Genomic DNA, 23,294 nt, shown 5'->3' on the forward strand with positions numbered 1-23,294 from the left:
TCATGAGCGAAGGTTCGGAACCCATCTCCATGCACCAGCAAACAAACGTGACCCACGTGGGCCGCGACGCCAAACTGTCCAACGGCCTGGTCAACATTCCGCCTTACCGCGGCTCCACCGTCCTGTTTGACAAAGTGGAGCAACTCAAGAGCAGCAGCGGGCATCGCGCCTATGGCCGCTGGGGAACACCCACCAACCGTGCGCTCGAATCGGCGCTGGCCGAGCTCGAAGGCGGCGCCAACGCCATGCTGACGCCCTCGGGCCTGTCAGCCATCACCACGGCCCTCCTGGGCAGCGTGAAGCCGGGCGACCATGTTCTGATGGTCGACAGCGTCTACCCGCCCGTGCGCAGCTTCTGCGATACGGTGCTCAAGAAAATGAATGTGGACACGACCTACTACCCGCCGCTGGCCGGTGCGGGGATTGCCGAGCTCATCCAGCCCAACACCACGGTCGTCTATACGGAATCGCCCGGCTCGGGCACCTTCGAGGTTCAGGACATTCCGTCGATCTGTGCGGTGGCCCGGGCGGCCGGTGCCCGCGTGCTGATGGACAACACCTGGAGCACAGCGCTGCTCTTCCCCGCGTTGGAACATGGCGTGGATCTATCCATTCACTCGCTGACCAAGTACGTGGTGGGCCACTCCGACGCGCTGCTGGGCGCGATCGTGGCGCGTACCCGCGAGCTCTACCTGGATGTGCGCGCTTTTCACGGCGCGCTGGGCATCACAGTCTCTCCCGACGACGCCTTCCTGGGCTTGCGGGGTCTGCGCACCTTGTCCGTGCGGCTGAAGCAGCACCAGGAAAGCGCGCTGCAAGTGGCCCAATGGCTGCGCGAGCAGCCTCAGGTTCGCGAAGTGCTCTACCCGGCGCTGCCCGGAGCGCGGGGCCACGAACTCTGGAAGCGCGATTTCAAGGGGGCCAGCGGCTTATTCGGCGTCGTGCTGCACCCCACCTCCGAGGCGGCTGTCATTGCCATGCTCGACGGTATGCGGCTGTTCAAGATGGGCTTCAGCTGGGGCGGGTTCGAGAGCCTGATTATCCCGGTGAAAGCGGGCAGCCACCGCCTGGCAAGCCCGATCTCCGCGGGTGATGTCTGCCTGCGGGTACACGTGGGATTGGAGCATCCCCAGGATCTGATCGCCGATCTCGGCGCAGGTTTCCAGAGACTCTCGGCCTGCGCTGCCTGATACACGGCCGCACGCGCCAAATCGCATTCTTTCCACAACAAACCAAGAGACAAAAGATGAAGCAAACGATCAAAGCGGTTTCCCTCTGCGCGGTCTTCGGGCTGTCCAGCCTGGCGGGTACTTCCGTGCGGGCGGATCAGCTCGACAACATCAAGGCGGCCGGTGCGCTCAAGTGCGGCGTCGGCTCTCAGTACAAGCCGTTTTCCTTCGTGCAGGATCCCAAGTCACGCAAGTTCGTGGGCTATGACGTGGACGTCTGCGAAGCCATCGCCGCGAAGATCGGCGTGAAGCCCGAGCTGGTCTTCATCACGGGCGCCACCCGTGTGACCGATCTGCAATCGGGCCGCACCGATATCGCCCTGGCCAACCTCACGCACACGCCCGAGCGGGCGCAGTTGGTCGACTTCAGCGACAACTACTTCGCCAGCGATGTGAAGGTCATGGTGCCGGCATCGTCGTCCGTCAAGAACTTCGCGGACCTCCGCGGCAAGCGCATGGCCGGCATCAGCGGCTCGCAACACGAAGTCAAGGTGCCCAAAGTCATCACCGGCGTCGATCTCAAGGTCTTCCCCTCGCCGGCCAATGCTTTCCTGGCTCTGGAACAAGGCAAGGTCGAGTCCATGGTGGGAGACGAAACCTCGCTCGTTGGCCTCATCGGCAGCAAGCGGGACAAGTGGCGCATTCTCGATCAGCCCGTGGATACGCAGCAGATCGGCATTGGCGTGCGCAAGGGTGAAACGCGGGTACAGGCAGCCGTGAACGACACCTTGAACGAGCTGGAAAAGTCCGGCAAGGCAGCCCAGATCTTCGACCATTGGTTCGGCAAGGATTCCGAGGTCGGGTTGAAGCGCAGCTTCACGTTCGGTCCTTACAAGCAGCCCTGAGCGGGCATCGGAAGCTGGAAGATAGGCTGGGTTCGTGGACGCGTTGACTTCCATCGACTGGGGCGTCATGTTCCGTGCCGAATACCGGAGCATGCTGCTCAAGGGTATTCTGAACACCCTGGGCCTCACGGGCGGCGCCATCACCGGTGGCCTGCTGCTGGGCATGGTCGTGGCCTTTGCCCGGCTGGCGTCATCGCGCTGGATCCGGCTGCCGGCCACTGTGTATGTGGAACTGGTGCGCACCATTCCGCTGCTCGTTCACGTGATGTTCTGGTATTTTGCCGTGCCGGAGATGCTGCCTGAGGATCTCCGGCGCGCGCTTTATCAGCACGACGTGGGCTTTTATGCCTCGCTGGTGGCGCTGACTCTCTACTCGGCAGCCTTCATCTCCGAGGACATCCGCAGCGGCATTCGCGGGATCCCCCAGGGGCAGGCCGAGGCGGCCCACTCGCTCGGATTCGGCTTCTTCGATACGTTCCGTCTGGTCATCCTTCCGCAGGCGCTGCGCGCCACGGTACCGCCGCTGCTGGGCCAGGCCATGAACATCACGAAGAACACCACCGTGGCGCTGATGGTCGGTGTGGGCGAGCTGGCCTTCGTCACCCGCGCGGTGAATGACGCCTCCTTCCTGAGTGTGGGCGTCTACGCTTTCACCACGGTCTTCTTTTTGCTGATCGCCATTGTGCTGACCGCGCTGGGCAAGTGGTATCAGCGCCGATATCCCGCGAGGTAGCAGGCAATGTGGGAAATTCTTGAAACCTACTGGGTGCAACTGGCGATCGGCTACTACCCCGATGGCCCGCTGGGAGGGATGGCGATGACGCTGATCCTGGCGCTCGTGGGCCTGCTGCTGGCAATGCCCGCAGGATTGATCGTGTGCCTGGGGCTGATCAGCCGCTGGCGGCCGCTGGCGCGGCTGGTGGAGCTTTTCGTGTTCTACATGCGCAGCGTACCGCTGATCGTGCATCTGCTGTGGGTCTATTTCCTCCTGCCTCTGGTGATCAAGGGTGCGCCGCTGTGGCTGGTGGTGCTGGTGGTGATGACGCTGTTCAACGGCGCCTATCTGTCGCAAACCATCCGCGCCGGCATCGAATCCCTGCCCAAGGGGCAGTACGAGGCGGCGCGCTCGCTAGGCTTGCCGCATGGCAGGGCCATGCGGCACGTGATCCTGCCGCAGGCGCTGCGCAACATGCTGCCCAGCATCGTCAGCCAGTTTGTGATGCTGATCAAGGAAACAGCGCTGGGCTCGGTCATCGGCCTGCACGAGATGACACTGGAGTTCATGGGCCTGAACGACACGCTGGGCGACAAGGCTATTCCCATCTTCACATTGCTGGGTATTTCCTACTTCGTGCTGTGCTATCCGCTCACCCTGCTCGGCCGCTATCTGGAGCGCCGCTTCGCCAGCCCCGCGCGCAACGCTTCCGCCTCCACAGCCCAGGCCCCTGCGGCTCAGGCCTGACCTTTGACAAGCCCAAGATGTCGGAAAAACCCAAATCCATCGAGTTCCAGGGCGTGAGCAAGCGCTTTGGCGACAACCCGGTCCTGAAAAACATCTCCATCGACTTCCGCCAAGGCGAAGTGGTGGTGATCTGCGGTCCCTCCGGTTCGGGGAAATCGACGCTGCTGCGCACCATCACGCGGCTGGAAAGCATCGACTCAGGCCACATTCTCATCGAAGGCAAGGAGCCCGGCCGTTCCGCGAAGGACGTGAATACCATGCGCCAACGGGTGGGCTTCGTGTTCCAGAACTTCAATCTGTTTCCGCATCTGACGGTGATGGACAACATCTGCCTGGCCCCTCGCCAACTGCTCAAGCTGTCCGATAAAGAAGCCAAGGAGCGTGCCATGGTGTTGCTGAACCGGGTGGGGTTGGCAAGCAAGGCCGATGCTTCGCCCAACCAGCTTTCGGGCGGCCAGCAGCAGCGGGTAGCCATTGCCCGCACGCTGGCCATGCAGCCGCCGATCATTCTGTTCGACGAGCCCACCAGCGCACTGGATCCCGAGATGGTGGGCGAGGTTCTGGCCGTGATGCGCCAATTGGCCGACGAGGGCATGACCATGCTGTGCGTAACGCACGAAATGGGTTTTGCACGCGAAGTGGCCGACCGCATCGTCTTCATGGCCGACGGCCAGATCATCGAGGACGCCTCTCCCCAGGAATTCTTCTCCGCCACGCGCAGCGCTCGCGCCAAGGCTTTTCTCTCTGAAGTCCGCCATGCCTGAAACCACTACAACGATACCCGCGATTGACGGTTCCACACTCACCAACCAACTCTTTCAACTGCTGCGCCTGAAGACCACGCCCGTGGGCATTCAGATGTTCGAGCGGGTGGAGGACATGGAAGCCGTACCGAAGATCCGCCGTCCCAACGGCGCCATCTATACGACCGACCAGATCATTGGCCAGGCCGCCCGGCTGGGCTTCACAGTCGGCATTACCGCCGCCGATCTGGTAGGCCCGCAGTGCGCCGCCGTGATCGGACTGGCGCCGCAGAATGAAGAATGGCAAGCCGGCAAGCCCTTTGCAGGCGTTTGGTTCGCCACCGAGGAAGACGCCGCCGCGCACCAGCGGGCGATGCACTGCGTACCCTATGGGCGCTATCAGGCGATGGCGGTCTCGCCCTTGTCCAGCGGGCGGCTCACCCCTGACATCTGCCTGGTGTACGCCAACCCGGCGCAGATGATCCTGCTTATCAATGGCTTGCAGTGGACAGGCTACCGCAAGCTTGAATGGGGCGCTGTGGGCGAGTCGGCCTGCTCCGATTCCTGGGGCCGTGCGCTGGCCACGGGCGAGCCCAGCCTGTCGCTGCCCTGCTTTCCCGAGCGGCGCTATGGCGGTGTGCCCGACGACGAGATGCTCATGGCCCTCAAGCCCGAGCATCTGGCCAAGGCACTGCAAGGACTGGCCGCCCTGGCGCGCAACGGCCTGCGCTATCCCATCCCGCCGTATGAGGTGCAGTCGGACGTCCGTGCCGGTATGTCCGTGAGCTACGGCAAGAAGTAACCCATGACAGCCAATACCGAACAGACCAACGCGGGCATCCGCGCCATTCTCAATCCGCGATCGATCGCCTTCATCGGCGCATCGGACGATGTTGCCAAGTGGGGCGGCGTACTGCTGCATGTGCTGCAGAAATTCAAGTATGGGGGTGCGATCTATCCGGTCAACCCGAAGGCCGAGTCCATCCAGGGCTTGCCCGCTTACCGCAGCATAGGCGAGATCGGCCAACCTATTGACCTGGCCGTCATCTCCATTGGCGTGGATGCCGTGGAACAGGCCATGCATGAATGCGCGGCGGCCGGTGTGCGCGCCGCCATGGTGGTCACTTCGCAGTTCGCCGAATCAGGCGCGGAAGGGGCGGCCAAACAGGAACGTGTGCTGGCGGTGGCGCGGCAAGCCGGCATCGCCATGATCGGCCCCAACTGCATGGGCGTGCTCAACGCCAACGACAACATGGCCCTGCTCAACTCCACCGCGTTGGTGGAGTTCTTCGGAGATATTCCGCGCGGCCGCATTGGCGTGGTGAGCCAGAGCGGCGCGGTGGTGGGCGCGATGATCGCCCGTGCGGGCTTCGTGGGTGCAGGCTTCAGCAGTTGCGTGTCGCTGGGTAATCAGGCCGATCTGGAGATCTGCGATTTCTTCGACTACCTGGTGGACGATCCGGCAACGGATGTGATTTGCCTGTACATGGAAAGCGCCCGCTCGGTGGAGCGCATGCTGGCCATTGCGCGCCGGGCGCGGGCGGCGGGCAAGCCGGTCCTGATCACCAAGGCCGGCCGTACGCCGCATGGCCAGAAGGCGGTGGCCTCGCATACCGCAAGCATGGCAGGCGCCTATGACACCTTCCTGGCGCGTTGCCGCAATGAAGGCATTTTGGTGCAGACAGATGCGCTGCAAATGCTGCTGACCGCGAAAACACTGCAGGCCTTTCCCTTGCCCCGCGTGCCTGGTGTGGCGCTTTTCAGCGGCTCGGGCGGGCAAGGCGCCCTGGGCAGCGATGCGCTATCGGACTACGGCCTGGTTCCGGGCGAGCTGAGCGCGGAGACTCGCAGTGCACTGGCACCCTTTTTCACCGAAAGCAATCAACAGTTGCCTTATGACTTGGGCGCGGCGGTCTCGGGCCCTGGCAGAAACCACCCCAACCTGCTGGAAGGCTCGATGGAGCCCGTCTTCGCCGACCCCTCCGTGGGCGCTTGTGTCTACCTGATGACACCGCAAAGCAGCATGGATGGTATCGCGAAGCTGTTCACGGCCATGGGACGCAAGCATGGAAAGCCAGCGCTCATGGCCAACTGTGCCAGCGGTATCACTGAAGACATGCGCCAGGCCTTGCTCGGGTTGGACGCGCCGTTCTTCCCAAGCCAACACGAAGCTTTCCTGACCCTGCGCGACCTGGAATGGCTGCGCAACTATGAGGGCCCGGACGCTGTAGAGGCTGTCCCACCTCTCTCAGACGAATTGCAGGCGTTTACGCAAGCACTACCTGAGGGCATGCAGGACGAAGACACCAGCAAGGCACTGCTGGCCTTGGCGGGTATCGACGTCGCGGCAGGAAAGCTGGCAGCCGACGCCAGTGCCGCGGTGCGCATTGCCGATAGCCTGGGCTACCCCGTCGTGCTCAAGATCGTCGCCGAGGGCGTGACGCACAAGAGCGACATGGGCGGCGTGCAGCTCGACCTGCGGGATGCCGAGGCCGTGCACACGGCCTTCGGACGCGTCCGCGAGGCTGCCGAAGGCCTGGCAGGCGCGGTATTCCGGGGCTGCCTGGTTCAGCCGATGATCCGGGCCGAGTCCGAACTCATGATCGGTACCTTGCATGATCCTGAGTTTGGTCCTTTCCTGCTGATTGGCGCAGGCGGTACGCTGGTAGAGTTGATGAAGGACACGCAACTGCTCCCGGCGCCAGCCAGCCCGCAGGCGGTCGAGCGCGCCATCCGCGGCCTGCGCTGCTTCCCGCTGCTGGACGGTTACCGGGGCAGAGCCCCGGCAGACCTGGCCAAGCTGGCTCACCTCGGGCACCGCGTTTCGCTGCTGGCTGCCCAACTGGGTGCGCGCATGCCCGAGATGGACATCAATCCGCTGGCAATCCAGGGTGATCGCGCCGTGGTGCTCGATGCCCGCCTGCGCTGGTTGCCCCGGCCTTAGGCCACTCTCGCGGCAACCTCGCCCCCACCCTCTCCCACCAGTGGGGGAGGGTGAAAGACTGTCAGTGCATTCCCTGAGCTCGGAAAGCGGCCTTGGATATGAGGTAGGCTAGAGGCTGATCACGAGGAAGACAACATGTCGCACAAGCTCTCACCTACAGAAATGGCCCTGCGGGAAGCCGCGCGCGAGTACCACCGGGCACCCACCCGCGGCAAGATCGCCGTCACCCCCACCAAACCCCTCTCCAACCAGCTCGATCTCTCGCTGGCCTACTCACCGGGCGTGGCCTATCCCTGCCTGGACATTCAGGCCGACCCATCCAAGGCGGCAGAGTTCACCTCCCGCGGCAACCTGGTCGGCGTGATCACCAACGGCACCGCCGTGCTGGGCCTGGGCGACATTGGGCCGCTGGCCGGCAAGCCGGTGATGGAAGGCAAAGGCTGCCTGTTCAAGAAATTCGCGGGTGTCGACGTGTTCGACATCGAACTGGACGAGCGCGACCCCGACAAGCTGGTGGACATCATCGCCTCGCTCGAACCCACCCTGGGCGGCATCAATCTGGAAGATATCAAGGCGCCCGAGTGCTTCTACATCGAGACCAAGCTGCGCGAGCGCATGAACATCCCGGTGTTCCACGACGACCAGCACGGCACGGCCATCATCTCTTCCGCCGCCCTGCTCAACGGACTGGAGCTGGTGGGCAAGGAGATCGGAAAGGTCAAGATCGCGGTGTCCGGCGCGGGCGCGGCAGCCATTGCCTGCCTGGACGTGATGGTGGCGCTGGGCGTAGACCCCAAGAACGTGTTCGCCTGCGACTCCAAGGGCGTGATCTATGAAGGCCGCCCGGGCGGCTACGACGTCTCCAAGGCCAAGTACGCGCAAAACACCGATGCGCGCACCCTGGCCGACGCGGTCAAAGGCGCGGACGTCTTCCTGGGCTGTTCCGCACCTGGCGTGCTCAACGAAGACATGGTCAAGAGCATGGCCGACAAGCCGGTGATCCTGGCCCTGGCCAACCCGGAGCCCGAGATCCGCCCCGAGCTGGCCAAGGCCGCGCGGCCGGATTGCATCATCGCCACAGGCCGCTCGGACTACCCGAACCAGGTCAACAACGTGCTGTGCTTCCCCTACATCTTCCGTGGCGCGCTCGATTGCGGCGCCACCAAGATCACCGAGGAGATGAAGCTGGCCTGCGTGCGCGAGATCGCCGCCCTGGCCAAGGCAGAAACCAGCGCCGAAGTGGCCGCCGCCTATGCCGGCAAGGATCTGCAGTTCGGCCCCGACTACATCATCCCCACGCCGTTCGATCCCCGCCTGATCCTGCGCATCGCGCCCGCCGTGGCCGAAGCGGCGGTAGCCTCCGGCGTAGCCGAGCGCCCCATCGAGGACATGGACGCCTACCGCGCCAGCCTGGCCCGCTTCGTGTACCAGACCGGCATGGTGATGCGGCCGGTATATGAAACCGCCAAGGCCGTGCCAATGGAGCGCAAGCGCGTGGCCTATGCCGAAGGCGAAGACGAGCGCGTGCTGCGCGCGGCGCAGATCGCGGTAGATGACAAGCTGGCACAACCCATTCTGATTGGCCGCCCGGCGGTGATCGAGCAGCGCATCAAGAAGGCCGGCCTGCGCATCCGCCTGGGCCATGACGTGCAGAACGTGAACCCGGAGGACGATCCGCGCTTCCGCCAATACTGGGAAACGTATCATGGCCTGATGGCACGCAATGGCGTGACCACCGAAGCCGCCAAGGCCGCCGTACGCCGCTCCACCACCATCATCGCGGCCCTGATGGTCCACTTGGGCGATGCCGACACCATGCTGTGCGGCACGCTGGGGCGCTTCGACCAGCACCTGGAACACATCGAGTCGATCATCGGCGTCGAGCCCGGCGCGCCGGGCCTGGCCACGCTGAATGCCCTCATGCTGCCGGACCGCACTCTCTTCATGACGGACACCTACGTCAACGAAGACCCGAGCGCCGAGTTGCTGGCCGGCATTGCCAAGATGGCGGCCCATGAGGTGGGCAACTTCGGCCTGCCGCCCAAGGTGGCCTTCCTGTCCCACTCCAACTTCGGTTCGTCCAAGCGCCCTTCGGCACTGAAGATGCGGCGCGCCCGTGAGCTCTTCCGCGAGCTGGCGCCGGAGATCGAATGCGATGGCGAGATGCATGGCGATACAGCCCTGTCTTCCGTGCTGCGCGATCGCGCGGTTCCCGACAGCACTCTCAAAGGGGACGCCAACCTGCTGGTGTGCCCCAGCCTGGATGCAGCGAACATCCTCTTCAATGTGCTCAAGATCACCGTGGGCCATGGCGTCACGATCGGGCCGATGCTGTTGGGCACAGCGGCGCCAGCACATGTGCTGACGCCTTCCGCCACGGTGCGCCGGCTGGTGAACATGACGGCGATCTCTGTGGCGGAAGCAGAGGCGCGAAGGAAGTAACGCCCCCTGAGTCGCTTACGCGCCTTCCCCCCGAGGGGGACGCACCCGGCGGCCTGGCGAAGCCAGCTCCGCGGGTGCCCGCGGATGGCCTGCTCCGCGGCCTCTCGAAGATTTTGGGCATCACGATGTGATGCCAGTGGCTCGAAGGTAACCAAGCTAAAGAAACGCGAGGGCTTGTGGTGGACTGCGCTATCATTTTTTGATGATTCGATCTGCCTGTGCCGCGCTTGCGGCGATTTCCTTCGCATTCCTCATCGGCCCGGCCGCCCTGGCTCAAGATACGCCGCCCACGCTGGATCCGGCCGAATTCAGCGCTTGCCTGAATACCTTGCGTGGCACCCCTGCGTTCAAGGCCATTACCCCTGACACCTTCACACGCTTCGCGGAAGGGCTGGTGGCTGATCCTTCGGTGTTGGTGTCGCTCAACCGCCAGCCGGAGTTCACCATGCCGGTCTGGGATTACCTGGCCGTGCTGGTCGACGACGAACGCGTGGCCGACGGCCGCGCGGCCTACGCCAAGTGGCAAAGCACGCTGCAACAGATCGAGCAGCAAACCGGCGTGGCGGCGAATGTGATCGTGGGCGTGTGGGGCGTGGAGAGCAACTTCGGGCAGATCCTGGGCGGCCGGCCGCTGGTGCAATCGCTCGGCACGCTGAGCTGCTTCGGGCGCCGGCAGTCCTATTTCCGCGGAGAATTCGCGGCCGCCCTGCGCATCCTGCAGGAGGGCCACATCGCCCCTGAAAAACTCACGGGTTCCTGGGCAGGCGCCTTTGGACAGACGCAGTTCATGCCCAGCACCTTCTTCCGCAGCGCGGTGGATTTCGATGGCGACGGCCGCCGCGACATCGTGGACAGCGTGCCCGATGCCCTGGCGTCCACCGCCAAGTTCCTGCAGAACGCAGGCTACCGGCGCGGCGAGCCCTGGGGCTTCGAGGTGAAGCTGCCTGCCGGCTATGACACCAGCGCCTCCGGCCGCAAGAACAAGCAACCCATTGGCAGTTGGCGCGCCGCCGGCCTGACACTGGCCGATGGCTCACCGCTGCCGGACAGCCTGCCCAGCGCCGGCCTGCTGGTTCCCGCGCGCGGCGGTCCGGCATTTCTGGTGGGGCGTAACTTCGACACGCTCTACAGCTACAACGCGAGCGAGAACTATGCGCTGGCGATTGCCCAGCTGTCCACCCTGATCATGGCGTCAGGCAGCGGAACCGCCTTCGCGACACCCTGGCCCACCGATGACCCAGGCCTCAGCCGCGCTCAGAACCGTGAACTCCAGATCCTGCTGATCGCCCACGGCTACGACATCGGCGGCGCCGATGGGGTGCTGGGCCCCAAGACACGTGAGGCAATCAAGGCGGAGCAGCAGAAGCTCGGCATGAAGCCTGACGGACGGGCGGGGCAAAAGCTGTTGAAGGCGTTGCAGTAGGGCAGGCACTTGTAGCCCTTCTGGCTCAGCGCTCCCCTGCTCTCAACTCGTGCACGAGCCTGATGCCCACCAAGGTATAGCGGGTGGTGGCGGTGTTCCAGTTGCGGAAGCCGCAACGCGCGTAGACCGGCCATGTATGCCATGAGCCCCCCGGCGCACGTGAACGGAGCCCGTCTCAGGCCCTTGCGGATTGTCAACGGGCGATCGGGCGTAGTAGTCGTCCCCGTGGAAATCGCTCACCCACTCCCAGACATTGCCCACCATGTCATGGAGCCCGAAGGCATTGGGCGCGAAACTGCCGACCGGTGCCGTGAAGGTATAGCCATCGTTGCCGGGGGTGGCTGTCGCCTGCCACTGGGGCCACAAAGGGGCCGCGGCCCGGTCGAAGGTATTGGCCGTCTGCGCGAGCACGGCCCTGTCGTTGCCATGCGGGTAATAACCGGTCGTGCCTGCACGGCAGGCGTACTCCCATTCGGCCTCGGTGGGCAGCCGGTAGCGCACGCCTTCGGTACGCGTGAGCCAGCTCGCCAAGGCCTGGGCATCGTTCCAGGTCACGTTGACCACGGGGTGGTCATCCCCTTGGGCGAAACCCGGGTTTTGCCATGAGTAGCGCGGATCGCGCCCCTCGAAGGCATCGCCGCGCGCAGTACGGCTGGGATCGTAGTCGCGCCGGTAGCCGTAGCCCCCGGTACCATCAGCCACCGATTCGGGCACGTAACCCGAGGCCGCGAGAAAACGCCTGAACTGGCCGACCGTCAGCTCGTGCTGCTCCATATAGAAAGGCTGCGTGATGCGCACGGCATGCAGCGGCCGCTCGTCCCTCAGCGCGGTCAGCCGGGCGCGTTCGATGGCGGGAAAATCGCGCGCCATTTCATCTACCGAGAACCGGTTGCCCATCATGAACTCGCCAGCGGGCACGCGCACCATATGCATGCCCAAGGCATTCACCTCCATCTCAGGCGCCGCCCGGTTCCCGGCACAGGCGCTCAATACCGTCGCAGCCAGGGCAATGACAAGACGAAACGATTTGAAGTTGCGCATCGGAATAGAGTGTGTCAACGACAGCAGTGACGGCGCATTCAAAGCAACACGCCAAGAACGTGTTGACGATCCCAGCGCCGGTATCATCATCGCATGCGCGCTGCCTCCCACACGACTGTTTCCGCGCCCTCAACCGGCCCGAACCGCCGCCCTATGCTGGGCGCGGTGCTGGCGCTCGCCTATGGGCTCTGGTGCATCGGGGTGCTCTGGCTGCAGCCGCGTTCGCCATTGGCGGTTCTGAGCTTTCTGGCCCCGTGCGTGCTGTTCATCTGCTCCTGGGCCTGGCGCCAGCACCGTTTGCTCGGCGCGGCGCTGGCATTGCTGCTGCCATCGGCGATCTATGTCGCCTACCGGCGCCACGCCGATCAGGCGGAGCTGTTTTATGTGGGTGAATACTTCACCGTCTACCTCACCCTGTGCCTGTGGTTCGCGGCTTCGCTGCGCACGCAGCCGCTCATCACGCGTGTGGCCCGCCGCGTACACCCCTTGACGCCGGCCATGGAGGCCTACACCGTGAAGCTCACGCGCGCCTGGTCCTTCTACTTCCTGGCCATGGCGCTGCTGTCGGTAGCGGTGTATGCGTGGATCGGGTTGAAGGCCTGGGGGTTCTTCACGCTGGCGATCTCGCCGCTTTCGCTGCTGGGTTTTTTCATCATCGAGCACCTGCTGCGCTATCACTGGCACCCGGAGTTCGAGCGCGCGTCGATCGGGCAGGCTATCAGGAGCTGGCGCGAGGGGTGATGCCCGCCTGGGACCGCCAAGCTCCAGCTTGGCAGGCGGCGTGCCCAGATACCCCGGATTGCCAAGCTGGAGCTTGGCGGTCCCAGGGGTCAGCGCATGGCGCTGAGCACTTTTTCCGCCGTGGCCGGCGCGCTCATGCAGACCATCGCCCGCGCATCGCTACCCGCCTCTTCCCGCGCCGCCGCGACCGCATTCCGGACAGCCTCCCACACGCTGATGGCCAGCATGAAAGGAGGCTCCCCGACTGCCTTACTGTTGAACACGGTGTCTTCCGGGTTGGCCTCCGGCCACAGATGCACGGCAAAGTGCGGGGGCACGTCGGCGGCAGTAGGGATCTTGTAGGTGCTGGGCGCCTTGGTGGCCAGCACGCCCTTCTCGTTCCAGACCAGTTCCTCGGTGGTCAGCCAGCCCATGCCTTGAATGAAGCCGCCTTCGATCTGGCCGATATCGATGGCCGGGTTGATGCTGCGGCCCACGTCGTGAAGGATATCCACGGCCAGCACGCGGCTTTCCCCCGTGCGGGTGTCGATGGCGACCTCGCTGCACGCAGCGCCATAGGCAAAATAGAAGAATGGCCGGCCGGTGAGCGTCTGTTTGTCGTAGTGGATCTTGGGGGTACGGTAGAAGCCGTCGCTCCATAGCTGGATGCGGTTGGCATACGCTTGGCTCACCACGTCTTCGAACGCGCGGGAGGTCTTGGGTGAAATGATCCGGCCGTGCGCGAATTCCACTGCGCCAGCGCCGCAGTCATCGAGTCCGGCCACGAAAGCGGCCAGGTTGTCGCGCACCGTGCGGGCAGCGGCCTGGGCCGCTTTTCCGTTCAAATCAGTCCCGCTGGACGCCGCGGTGGCGCTGGCATTGGGCACCTTGCTGGTATCGCTGGAGGTGACGAGCACGCGCCCCAGCGGCACGCCCAATTCATCGGCCACCACCTGGGCCACCTTGGTGTGCAAGCCTTGCCCCATTTCGGTACCGCCGTGGTTCACCTGCACGCTGCCGTCGGTGTATACATGCACCAAGGCGCCCGCCTGGTTGAACAGCGTGGCCGTGAAGCTGATGCCGAACTTGACGGGCGTGATAGCCAGGCCGCGCTTGATGGTCTTGTGCTGCGCATTCCACAAGGCCACCTCCTGCTGCCTCACCCTGTAACGCGACATGCGCTCCAACTCGGGGATGAGATCGTGGAGGATGTTGTCTTCCACTTTCATCCTGTAGGGCGTGGTGTCCCTGGGCGGAACCGCAGCCGCGCCTTCCCCGACGGCGAGCCAGGGGGCATACAGGTTTACCATGCGCACGTCGAGCGCATCGCACCCCAGGTGCCTGGCAATATCGCCCACCACGGTCTCGATGGCGATCACGCCCTGCGGGCCGCCGAAGCCGCGGAAGGCAGTATGGCTTTGCAGATGGGTCTTGCAGCGGTAGGAGTTGATCTCCACGTCGCTCAGAAAATAGGCATTGTCGGCATGGAACACGGCACGGTCGGCCACCGGCCCGCTCAAGTCGGCCGAGAAACCGCAGTTGGCCATCATGTCGAGCCGGAAGCCCAGAATGCGGCCCTCGCCGTCGAAGCCGACCTCGTAGTCATAGGCAAACGGATGGCGCTTGCCGGTGATCTGGAAATCGTCGTCCCGGTCGAGGCGCAGCTTGACGGGGGCCTTGACCTTCAAGGCCGCCAACGCCGACCACACAGCCAGATGGCCGGCCTGCGTTTCCTTCCCACCGAAGCCGCCGCCCATGCGCCGGCACTCCACCCGCACCGCGTGGCTGGCGATGCCCAGCGCGTGCGCCACCCAATGCTGCACTTCGCCTGGATGCTGCGTGCTGCTGTGAACAAGCCACTGGCCCTGCTCCTGCGGTACCGCCAGGGCAATTTGTCCTTCGAGGTAGAAATGCTCCTGCCCGCCCACCGCGAAGCTGCCCTTCAGGCGGTGCGGTGCCGTGCGAATGCCGGCGGCTGCGTCGCCGCGCGCCACCGTGACCTTGGGCAGCACGAAGCTCTGGGCCGCCATAGCCTGCGGGATGGTCAAAATAGCCGGCAGGGGCTCGATGTCCAGCACAACCTGCCGTGCCGCGTGGCGCGCGGCCTGCACGCTGTCGGCCACCACGAGGCCAATCACCTGCCCGGCGTATTCGACCTTTTCCCTCGCGAACACCGGTTCGTCATGCACGAAGGTGGCCAATACCGGATCACCAGGAATATCCGCCGCGGTGACGATGGCGCGCACGCCAGGATGCGCCATGGCGGCTGCCGCATTAATGCCGCGCAAGCTACCGTGCGCGACGGGCGACATGATCGGCGCGGCATACAGCGTGCCCCGTGGTTCGGGCAGATCGTCCACATAGGGCGCCAGGCCCTGCACCTGTGCCCGGGCACTTTCATGCGGGTGGGAGCTTCCGCAGGCCGAAGCCTCGGTCTGGCGCACCTGGATCATGCGAGGTCCTCCAGCGTCAGGTCGGCCAGCGGTACCGGCGCACCGGGCTGCGTTTCCTCGAAAAACCGGAGCAGCAGGTTCCCCAGTACCTCGCGCCTGTAAGCGCTGCTGGCCCGCATGTCGCTGATGGGCTCGAACTCGGCGCGCAGCACCTGGGCGGCAGCTTCGAGCACAGTGGCGTTGAAAGGCTGGCCCATCAGCGCCGCTTCGGTCTTGCAGGCACGCGCGGGCACCGCGGCGACGCCGCCAGCACCCACGCGCACGCCTTGAATGACGCCGTCCTGGGCGTGTATGGCCACGCACAGGCATACAGCGGAGATGTCGTCTTCGAAGCGCTTGCTGATCTTGTAGGCGCGAAGCATCTCCTGGGGCTGTGGCCGCGGCACGATGATGCGTGCCAGCACCTCATCAGGCGCCAGCGCCGTCTTGCGGTAGGCGAGATAGAAGTCCTCGATCGGCAGCACCCGTTCGCCGCGCGCACTGGCCAGCACCACTTCCGCCCCCAGGGCGATCAGAAGCGGCATCGAGTCGCCGATGGGGGAGCCATTGGCCACATTGCCGCCCAATGTGCCGCTCTGGCGCACCGGCAAACCGGCAAAGCGCTCGAAAAAATGGGCCAGTTGCGCCCGCTCGGCCGCCAGCGCGGCAAAAGCATCGTGCAAAGTGGCGCCCGCCCCAATGCTCAGGGTTTCGGCGCGGAGCTCGAGGCGCCGCAGCTCGGCCACGCGCGTGACGTCAATCACGCGCTCGTAGCGTTTGTGCCCCTTGGTGATCCACAAGCCTGCATCGGTGCAGCCAGCCACGAGTTGCGCCTGCGGATGATCGGCGCGCAGGCGCAGCAGCTCGGCCATGGTGCGCGGCGCCAGGTATTGTGAAGAGCGCGGGGTATCTCCGTTCAAGCCTTGCAGCTTGTGCAGCAACCCGGCCTCATCCATGGCAGGGGCTGGCCAGTGGTGCATGGTCAGCGCGGCATCCACGATGGGACGGTAGCCTGTGCACCGGCAAAGGTTGCCGGAAATGGCGGCTTGCGCCTGCGCCCGGGTGACCGGCGTGCCTGCCTCGCACTGCTGGAAAAGCGTGAACAGGCTCATCACGAAACCCGGCGTGCAAAAGCCGCATTGAGAGCCGTGGCACTCGACCATCGCCTGCTGTGCGGGATGCAGCGAACCGTCTTCGGCGGCAATGTCCTGCGCCGTCCAGACCACCATCCCATCGATCGAATGCGCCAGGCGGATGCAGCTGTTGATGGCCCGGTACTCGAGGCGGCCGTCCACCGCCTCGGCCAGCGCTACCGTGCAGGCGCCACAATCGCCGCTGGCGCAGCCTTCTTTCACGGCCGTGCAGTGCATATCCTCCCGCAACAGCTCCAGAAGTGTTCTGTCGGGTGGTACATTGTCCAACTCCACGAGGGCGTTGCGGTGAACGAAGCGAAGAGAATCCTGGCTCATAAGTATGGGTATGTCGTACCTATAAGTATGGTGCGAAAACAGCAAGGTAACCAGCATTGCCGGAAAGCATTGTGCATGCCGGTAGTGCCATTCCTGGCGCTGAGGGCAACGCTGAATAAGTTCTCATGCACGTCGCATCCCTGGGCTCGGGCAGTCTGCGGGGTTAAAAATGCTCGCGATATCGCCCGATATCCCTGCGCTTTTCGCCCCCGCATCCCATCCCGATCCAGGGCGCGCCGCACACGACAACTTATTCAACGTTGCCCTAGCTCTTTTCATTTCGCGAGCCGATGACCTCAATTCAGCCAGCTTCCGACACGCCCTTGCGTCTGCAGCTCACGGGCATCACCAAGCGCTACCCCGGGGTGGTTGCCAACGACGGCATCTCGCTTTCCGTACAGCCGGGAGAAATCCATGCCGTGCTGGGTGAAAACGGCGCCGGCAAGAGTACCCTGATGAAGATCATCTACGGCGCGGTCAAGCCCGACGCCGGCGAAGTGATCTTTGACGGCCAGCCCACCCATATCCGCAACCCCCAGGAAGCGCGGGCGCTAGGCATTGCCATGGTGTTCCAGCATTTCAGCCTGTTCGAAACCGCCAGCGTGGCTGAAAACGTGTGGCTGGGATTGAACAAGCGCCTCACGCTGCCCGAAGTCACGCGCCAGATCACCGAAGTGGCCAGCGCCTATGGGCTGGAAGTGGATCCGGACCGCCCGGTCCATACGCTCGGCGTGGGCGAGATGCAGCGGGTGGAAATCATCCGCGCCCTGCTCACCCGCCCGCGCCTTCTGATTCTCGACGAGCCCACTTCCGTGCTGACGCCGCAGGCGGTGGAAAAGCTCTTCGTCACCCTGCGGCAGTTGGCCGCCGAGGGCTGCAGCATTCTCTACATCAGCCACAAGCTGCACGAAATCCGGGCGCTGTGCACGGCCTGCACCGTGATGCGCGCCGGCCGGGTCACGGGCGTGTGCGATCCGCGCCAGGAGAGCAACGCCTCGCTCAGCCGCATGATGATCGGCGCAGAGCCGCCCGCGCTGGCGCACCACGAGCGCACGCCAGGCGACCTGGCGTTGCGGGTACAAGGGCTGGATCTGAAGCGCGAATCCCCTTTCGGCACCGATCTGGCCCATATCTCGCTCGACGTACGGGCTGGCGAGGTCGTGGGCATCGCCGGAGTGTCCGGCAACGGCCAGCGGGAGCTGCTGTTCGCGCTCTCGGGGGAGGATCAACGGGCTCCAGCGTCTTCGATTTCCATCCTGGGCCAGGCTGCGGGCAAGCTGCCACCAGGCAAACGGCGGGCGCTGGGCTTGCATTTCGTGCCTGAAGAGCGGCTGGGCCGAGGCGCTGTGCCCGAGCTGCCCCTGGCGCACAACCTGCTCCTCACGCGGCGCGAGGCCGTGGGCCAGTTCGGCTGGCTCCGCACAGGCCAGCTCTACAAGCAAGCGGCAGGCATCATCGAGCGTTTCAAGGTCAAGGCCGCCGGGCCCCAGGCGCCCGCCCGCTCGCTGTCGGGCGGTAATCTGCAAAAGTACATCATGGGGCGCGAGATAGATGCGAAACCCCGCCTGCTGATCGTCGCCCAACCCACATGGGGAGTCGACGTAGGCGCCGCGGCGCAGATCCGCAGCGAGATCCTGGCTCTGCGCGATGCCGGGTGCGCCGTGTTGGTAGTGAGCGAAGAATTGGAAGAACTTTTTGAAATCTGCGATCGCCTGCATGTGATCGCCAAAGGACATCTCTCCCCCTCCATTGCCCGGCGCGACGCCACCGTGGAGCAGATCGGAGAATGGATGAGCGGGCTCTGGCACGACGAGGCGTCCGCCCCGAGCCCGGTGCAACAGGAGGGTGCGCATGCTGCGGCTTGAACCACGGCCCACGCCCTCCCGGTGGTGGTCCTACGGCTCTCCTCTGCTCGCGCTGGCGCTCACCGTACTGATCGGCGTGATTCTGTTTGCGGTGCTTGGCAAGGATCCGCTGCGCGGCTTGCAGGTGTTCTTCTGGGAACCGATCAAATCCACCTACGCCCTGAGCGAGCTGGGCCTGAAAGCCACCCCGCTGCTGCTGATCGCGCTGGGGCTGGCCGTGTGCTTCCGCTCCAATATCTGGAACATCGGCGCTGAAGGGCAGTTCGTGGTCGGGGCCATCGCGGCGGGCGGGGTCGCGATCGCGACGGACAAGGATGTCGGGCCCTGGATCTTCCTGGTGATCCTTCTGGCGGGCACACTGAGCGGCATGGCCTGGGCGGGCATCACGGCCTACCTGCGCGACAAATTCAATGCCGGAGAAATTCTGGTCAGCCTGATGCTGGTGTACGTGGCGATCCAGTTGCTGGGCTACCTGGTCTATGGCCCCTGGAAAGACCCGGCCGGCTATAACTTTCCGCAAACACGCACATTCGACCCCTCCGATCTGGCGCCCCGCCTGCTGGCGGGCCTTCGCGTCAACATTGGCCTGGTGATCGCGCTGGCGGGCTCGGCGCTGCTGTGGCTTTACCTGTTCCGCACCCGCAGCGGCTTCGCCCAGCAAGTGGGCGGCCTCGCTCCCTGGGCGGCACGCTACGCGGGGTTTTCCTCGCGCAAGGCGCTCTGGGTGGCACTGCTCATCTCCGGCGGCACCGCGGGCCTGGCAGGCGCGCTGGAAGTCACGGGGCCGATCGGGCAACTGACCCCCTACATCCCCGCCGGCTACGGCTTTACCGCCATCATCGTCGCCTTCGTGGGGCGGCTGCATCCGGTGGGCATGGTGCTCTCGGCCATTTTGCTCAGCATGTTCTATATCGGGGGAGAGCTGGCCCAATCGCGGCTAGGCCTGCCCAAGTCCATATCCGGTGTATTCCAGGGTCTGCTGCTGTTCATGCTGCTGGCCTGCGATACGCTGGTGAACTACCGTATTCGCGCAGGAAAGGCAGGTACCTGATGGAATACGCCCTGCTCCTTGCCGCCACGCTGAATGCAGGCACCGTGCTGGCCATCGCCGCGCTGGGTCTGCTGATCAACGAAAAGGCCGGCATCGTCAACCTGGGCGCCGAAGGCATGATGCTGTGCGCCGCCATCGCCGGCTTCGCCACGGTGGTGCACACCGGTAACGACTGGCTCGGCTTCGCCGCCGGCATGGCCGCGGGCGCGCTGCTGGCGGCCATCCTCGGCTGGCTGGTGATCTGGCTCAATACCAATCAATATGCCACGGGGCTCGCTCTCAGTCTCTTCGGCGGAGGGTTCTCGGCTTTCGTGGGCATTGGCTACGTGCAGGCCAAGCTGCCGGACCGGCCCCGCTTCTCGATCCCCATCCTGGGCGATCTGCCGTGGGTGGGCCCTGCGCTCTTCCGGCAGCATCCGCTGGTGTATGGCGCCATACTGCTCGCGCTGGGCCTGATCTGGTTTCTCTACCGCACGCGCGCCGGTCTCGTGCTGCGCTCGGTGGGCGAGTCACCCGCCTCGGCGCATGCGCTGGGCTACCCCGTGCGGCGCATCCGGCTGGCCGCGGTGGTGGTCGGCGGTGCCCTGTGCGGGCTGGCCGGCGCCTACCTCTCTGTGATCTACACGCCGCTATGGGTGGAGGGCATGGTGGCCGGCAAAGGCTGGATCGCGCTGGCGCTGACCACCTTCGCCACCTGGCGCCCGGCCCGCGTGCTGCTGGGCGCCTATCTGTTCGGCGGCGTGACCATGCTGCAGTTCCACCTGCAAGGCCAGGGCGTCCAGGTGCCAAGCCAGTTCCTGACCATGCTGCCCTACCTGGCCACCATCGTGGTGCTGGCGCTGATCTCGCGCAATCCGACCTGGATCCGCATCAATATGCCGGCCTCACTGGGTAAACCCTTTTACCCCGGGGCTTGAAGTAGAAGCTCCGTGAGTCGCTTACGCGTCTTTCCCCCGGGGAAGGGGGACGCACCTGGCGGCCTGGCAAAGCCAGCTCCGCGGGTGCCTGCGTATGGCCTGCTCCGCGGCCTTTCAAAGCTTTTGTAAGGCAACGCTGAATAAGTTGTCGTATGCAGCACGATGGGTCACTAAAATGATCCCTTTTCCATTTTTTCAAAGGGGCCGAGGGACGACATGACCGATTTGAACAAACGATCGCTGCTGAAGGCGGCAGCCCTCTCGGCCGCCATGGCCGCCGCGCTGGCCGCTTGCGGAAAGAAGGAAGAAGCCGCGCCCACCGCCGCCGCGCCCGCACCGGAACCCGCGGCCGCCAGCGCGCCCGCGCCCGCCAAGCCAGAACCCCTGAAGATCGGCTTCGTCTATGTGGGCCCCGTGGGCGACGGCGGCTGGACTTTCGCCCACGACAATGCGCGCAAGGCCATCGAGAAGGAATTCGGCGACCGCATCTCCACCACGTTCGTTGAAAACGTGCATGAAGGCCCAGATACCGAGCGCGTGGTGCGCGATCTGGTGAGCCAGGGCTCCAAGCTGGTCTTTACCACCAGCTTCGGCTTCATGGAGCCCACGCTGAAAGTGGCGCAGGACCACCCCGACGTCAAGTTCGAGCATGCCACGGGCTACAAGACCGCCCCCAACATGCGCACCTACGACAGCCGCACCTATGAAGGCGCGTATCTGGCGGGCGTGGTCGCGGGCGCGATGACCAAATCGAACACCCTGGGCGTGGTGGGTTCGGTGCCCATTCCCGAAGTGCTGCGCAACATCAACAGCTTCACGCTGGGCGCTCAATCCACCAATCCCAATATCAAGACCAAGGTGGTGTGGGTGAACGACTGGAACAACCCGCCCAAGGAAACCGAGGCTGCCACGACCCTGATTAACGGCGGCGCCGATGTGCTGTTCCAGAACACCGACTCCCCTGCCGTGCTCAAGACCGCCGAATCCATGGGCAAGCGCGCCTTCGGTTGGGACAGCGACATGACCTCCTATGGCCCCAAGGCCCACCTGGGTTCGGCCATCATCAACTGGACGCCCTACTACACCAAGACCGTGGGCGAAGTGCTTGACGGCAAGTGGGCCACCGGCGAAAGCTGGCTGGGCGTGAAAGACGGTGCGATCGACCTGGTCTCCCTGGCTTCTGACGTGCCCGACACCGTCAAGACCAAGGTGGATGAAATCAAGGCTGGCCTGAAAGATGGCAGCTTCAGCATCTGGAAAGGCCCGATTGCCGACAACGCCGGCACTGAAGTCCTGACCAAGGATCAGGTCGCCGACGATAAATTCCTGCGCGGCATCACCTTCTACGTCAAGGGCGTTGAAGGCAAGGTTCCTGGCGACAAGAAGTAATCCGCTCCGCCCACGCCCTGTGCTGCCCTGGCAGCGCAGGGCGTTTTGGTTTTATAGCCCCCCTCATTCACACCCATCTGCCAAGGTCCTCATGACAGCCGATCTGCGCAAGCGCTCTTTCATCAAACTGGCCACCCTGAGTGCACTCAGCGCCTCCATGCTCGCCGCCTGCGGCAAGAAAGAAGAGGCCGCCCCGCCTCCGGCCCCCGAAGCCGCCGCCCCGACAGCAGCCACCTCAGAGCCGCTGAAGGCTGCATGGATCTACATCGGCCCCGTGGGCAGCGCGGGCTGGAGTTTCGCGCACGACCAAGGGCGCAAGGCCATGGAAGCCGAGTTCGGCGACAAGATCAAGACCACGTTCGTGGAAAGCGTGCCCGAAGGCGCCGACACCGAGCGCGTGCTGCGTGACCTGGTCAGCCAGGGCAACAAGCTCATCTTCGGCACCAGCTTCGGTTTCATGGAAGCCATGGTCAAGGTGGCCAAGGATTTCCCCGACGTGAAGTTCGAGCACGCCACTGGCTACAAGACCGCCGACAACATGAATGTGTACGACTCGCGCTTCTACCAGGTCACCTACCTGGCAGGCGTCGCGGCCGCGCACACCACCAAGACCGGCACCCTGGGCTTCGTCGGCTCCTTTCCGATCCCCGAAGTGCTGCGCAACATCAACGCCTTCACGCTGGGCGCGCAGTCCGTCAAGCCTGACATCAAGGTCCGCGTGGTCTGGGCCAACACCTGGTTCGACCCACCCAAGGAAACCGAAGCCGCGAATTCGCTGATGAACGGCGGTGCCGATGTGCTGCTGCAGAACACGGACTCCACCGCGGTGCTGCAAGCCGCGGAAAACGCCGGCAAGCTCGCTTTCGGCTGGGATTCCGACATGAGCGCTTTCGGCGGTAAGGCCCACCTGGGCTCGGTCGTGGTCGATTGGAGCAACTACTACCGGAAGACCATCAAGAGCGTGTTCGACGGCTCCTGGAAAGGCAACCAGATCACCCGCTGGGGCGTGCCGGAAGACCAAAACCAGTTGGTGTCGGTCTCCGGGCAGATTCCCGCCGAAGCCAAAGCCAGAATCGATGAAATCAAGGCCAAGATGAAAGACGGCAGCTTTGACGTCTTCATCGGCCCCCTGAAAGATGCCAGTGGCAAGGAGCGCCTGGCGGCCGGTGTGCGCGCCGATGACGACTGGATGGGCAAGATCGACTTCTTCCTGCCCGGCGTCGAGGGAAGTCTGCCCGCGTCAAAATAAGCCCTACCGCCCATCCTCGGATGGCAGGCCCCACGAGGACGGAGAAGTAAGCCATTCATCTCCGCCCAAAATA

17 protein-coding genes and 1 pseudogene are annotated in these 23,294 nt (G+C 64.5%); 15 read left to right on the plus strand and 3 right to left on the minus strand.

All coding sequences use genetic code 11. The annotated features are described in order from the left end of the window. The first annotated feature begins 2 nt into the window (after positions 1-2). The 9 genes from metC (at position 3) to WJU18_RS25990 (ending at position 11,088) form a co-directional block, all read left to right on the plus strand. Positions 3-1,190, plus strand: a complete 1,188-nt coding sequence (gene metC / locus WJU18_RS25950) for a cystathionine beta-lyase (protein WP_423456758.1) — start codon at positions 3-5, stop codon at positions 1,188-1,190. Positions 1,191-1,246: 56 nt separating this feature from the next. After that, positions 1,247-2,074, plus strand: a complete 828-nt coding sequence (locus WJU18_RS25955) for a transporter substrate-binding domain-containing protein (RefSeq protein ID WP_423456759.1) — start codon at positions 1,247-1,249, stop codon at positions 2,072-2,074. Positions 2,075-2,108: 34 nt separating this feature from the next. Continuing rightward, positions 2,109-2,807: an amino acid ABC transporter permease gene (locus WJU18_RS25960; protein WP_423456761.1), complete on the plus strand. Its 699-nt coding sequence runs from the start codon at positions 2,109-2,111 to the stop codon at positions 2,805-2,807. A gap of 6 nt (positions 2,808-2,813) precedes the next feature. Continuing rightward, positions 2,814-3,536 carry an amino acid ABC transporter permease gene (locus WJU18_RS25965; protein WP_423456763.1) on the plus strand — a complete coding sequence of 241 codons (723 nt, stop codon included), beginning with the start codon at positions 2,814-2,816 and terminating at the stop codon, positions 3,534-3,536. A gap of 17 nt (positions 3,537-3,553) precedes the next feature. Then, positions 3,554-4,300, plus strand: coding sequence for an amino acid ABC transporter ATP-binding protein (locus WJU18_RS25970; RefSeq protein ID WP_423456765.1), 747 nt, complete (start codon positions 3,554-3,556; stop codon positions 4,298-4,300). Next, positions 4,293-5,081 (plus strand): DUF169 domain-containing protein, encoded by a 789-nt coding sequence (locus WJU18_RS25975; RefSeq protein WP_423456766.1) that lies wholly within the window; start codon positions 4,293-4,295, stop codon positions 5,079-5,081. The genes WJU18_RS25970 and WJU18_RS25975 overlap by 8 nt, the downstream gene beginning before the upstream one ends. Positions 5,082-5,084: 3 nt before the next feature. Beyond that, positions 5,085-7,223: an acetate--CoA ligase family protein gene (locus tag WJU18_RS25980; protein WP_423456767.1), complete on the plus strand. Its 2,139-nt coding sequence runs from the start codon at positions 5,085-5,087 to the stop codon at positions 7,221-7,223. 135 nt (positions 7,224-7,358) lie between these two features. Further along, on the plus strand, positions 7,359-9,665 hold the full coding sequence (locus WJU18_RS25985) for an NADP-dependent malic enzyme (RefSeq protein WP_423456769.1): 2,307 nt from the start codon (positions 7,359-7,361) through the stop codon (positions 9,663-9,665). Between the two features lie 202 nt (positions 9,666-9,867). Continuing rightward, on the plus strand, positions 9,868-11,088 hold the full coding sequence (locus WJU18_RS25990; protein ID WP_423456770.1) for a lytic murein transglycosylase: 1,221 nt from the start codon (positions 9,868-9,870) through the stop codon (positions 11,086-11,088). A gap of 25 nt (positions 11,089-11,113) precedes the next feature. Here the strand turns inward: WJU18_RS25990 and WJU18_RS25995 are convergent. After that, positions 11,114-12,129, minus strand: a pseudogene (locus tag WJU18_RS25995) (formylglycine-generating enzyme family protein). 93 nt (positions 12,130-12,222) lie between these two features. Here WJU18_RS25995 and WJU18_RS26000 point away from each other — a divergent pair. Next, positions 12,223-12,870 carry a hypothetical protein gene (locus WJU18_RS26000; protein ID WP_423456772.1) on the plus strand — a complete coding sequence of 216 codons (648 nt, stop codon included), beginning with the start codon at positions 12,223-12,225 and terminating at the stop codon, positions 12,868-12,870. A gap of 89 nt (positions 12,871-12,959) precedes the next feature. Here the strand turns inward: WJU18_RS26000 and xdhB are convergent, their stop codons facing one another. Together xdhB and xdhA are read right to left on the minus strand one after the other, a co-directional pair. After that, positions 12,960-15,302: a xanthine dehydrogenase molybdopterin binding subunit gene (gene xdhB / locus WJU18_RS26005; RefSeq protein WP_423456774.1), complete on the minus strand. Its 2,343-nt coding sequence runs from the start codon at positions 15,300-15,302 to the stop codon at positions 12,960-12,962. Beyond that, positions 15,299-16,750: a xanthine dehydrogenase small subunit gene (gene xdhA, locus WJU18_RS26010; RefSeq protein ID WP_423456776.1), complete on the minus strand. Its 1,452-nt coding sequence runs from the start codon at positions 16,748-16,750 to the stop codon at positions 15,299-15,301. Before xdhA ends, xdhB begins: the two co-directional genes overlap by 4 nt. A 290-nt stretch (positions 16,751-17,040) precedes the next feature. On the opposite strand from xdhA, the gene WJU18_RS26015 reads away from it, so the two are divergent. From WJU18_RS26015 to WJU18_RS26035, 5 genes are all read left to right on the plus strand, one after another. After that, entirely contained in the window at positions 17,041-18,615 is a 1,575-nt protein-coding gene (locus tag WJU18_RS26015) for an ABC transporter ATP-binding protein (RefSeq protein WP_423456778.1), read from the plus strand. Then, a complete protein-coding gene (locus WJU18_RS26020; RefSeq protein ID WP_423456780.1) occupies positions 18,602-19,666 on the plus strand; it encodes an ABC transporter permease in 1,065 nt (354 codons plus the stop codon). Before WJU18_RS26015 ends, WJU18_RS26020 begins: the two co-directional genes overlap by 14 nt. Further along, positions 19,663-20,583, plus strand: a complete 921-nt coding sequence (locus tag WJU18_RS26025; RefSeq protein ID WP_423461098.1) for an ABC transporter permease — start codon at positions 19,663-19,665, stop codon at positions 20,581-20,583. Before WJU18_RS26020 ends, WJU18_RS26025 begins: the two co-directional genes overlap by 4 nt. A 216-nt stretch (positions 20,584-20,799) precedes the next feature. Then, the gene (locus tag WJU18_RS26030; RefSeq protein WP_423456781.1) at positions 20,800-21,972 is read left to right on the plus strand and encodes a BMP family ABC transporter substrate-binding protein; all 1,173 of its coding nucleotides are present in this window, start codon (positions 20,800-20,802) and stop codon (positions 21,970-21,972) included. Between the two features lie 91 nt (positions 21,973-22,063). Beyond that, complete coding sequence (locus WJU18_RS26035; RefSeq protein WP_423456783.1) at positions 22,064-23,221, plus strand: BMP family ABC transporter substrate-binding protein; 1,158 nt, start codon at positions 22,064-22,066, stop codon at positions 23,219-23,221. The last annotated feature ends 73 nt before the right edge of the window (positions 23,222-23,294 follow it).

Source organism: Ottowia sp. VDI28, from assembly GCF_049532675.1.
Classification (GTDB): Bacteria; Pseudomonadota; Gammaproteobacteria; order Burkholderiales; family Burkholderiaceae_C; genus Ottowia.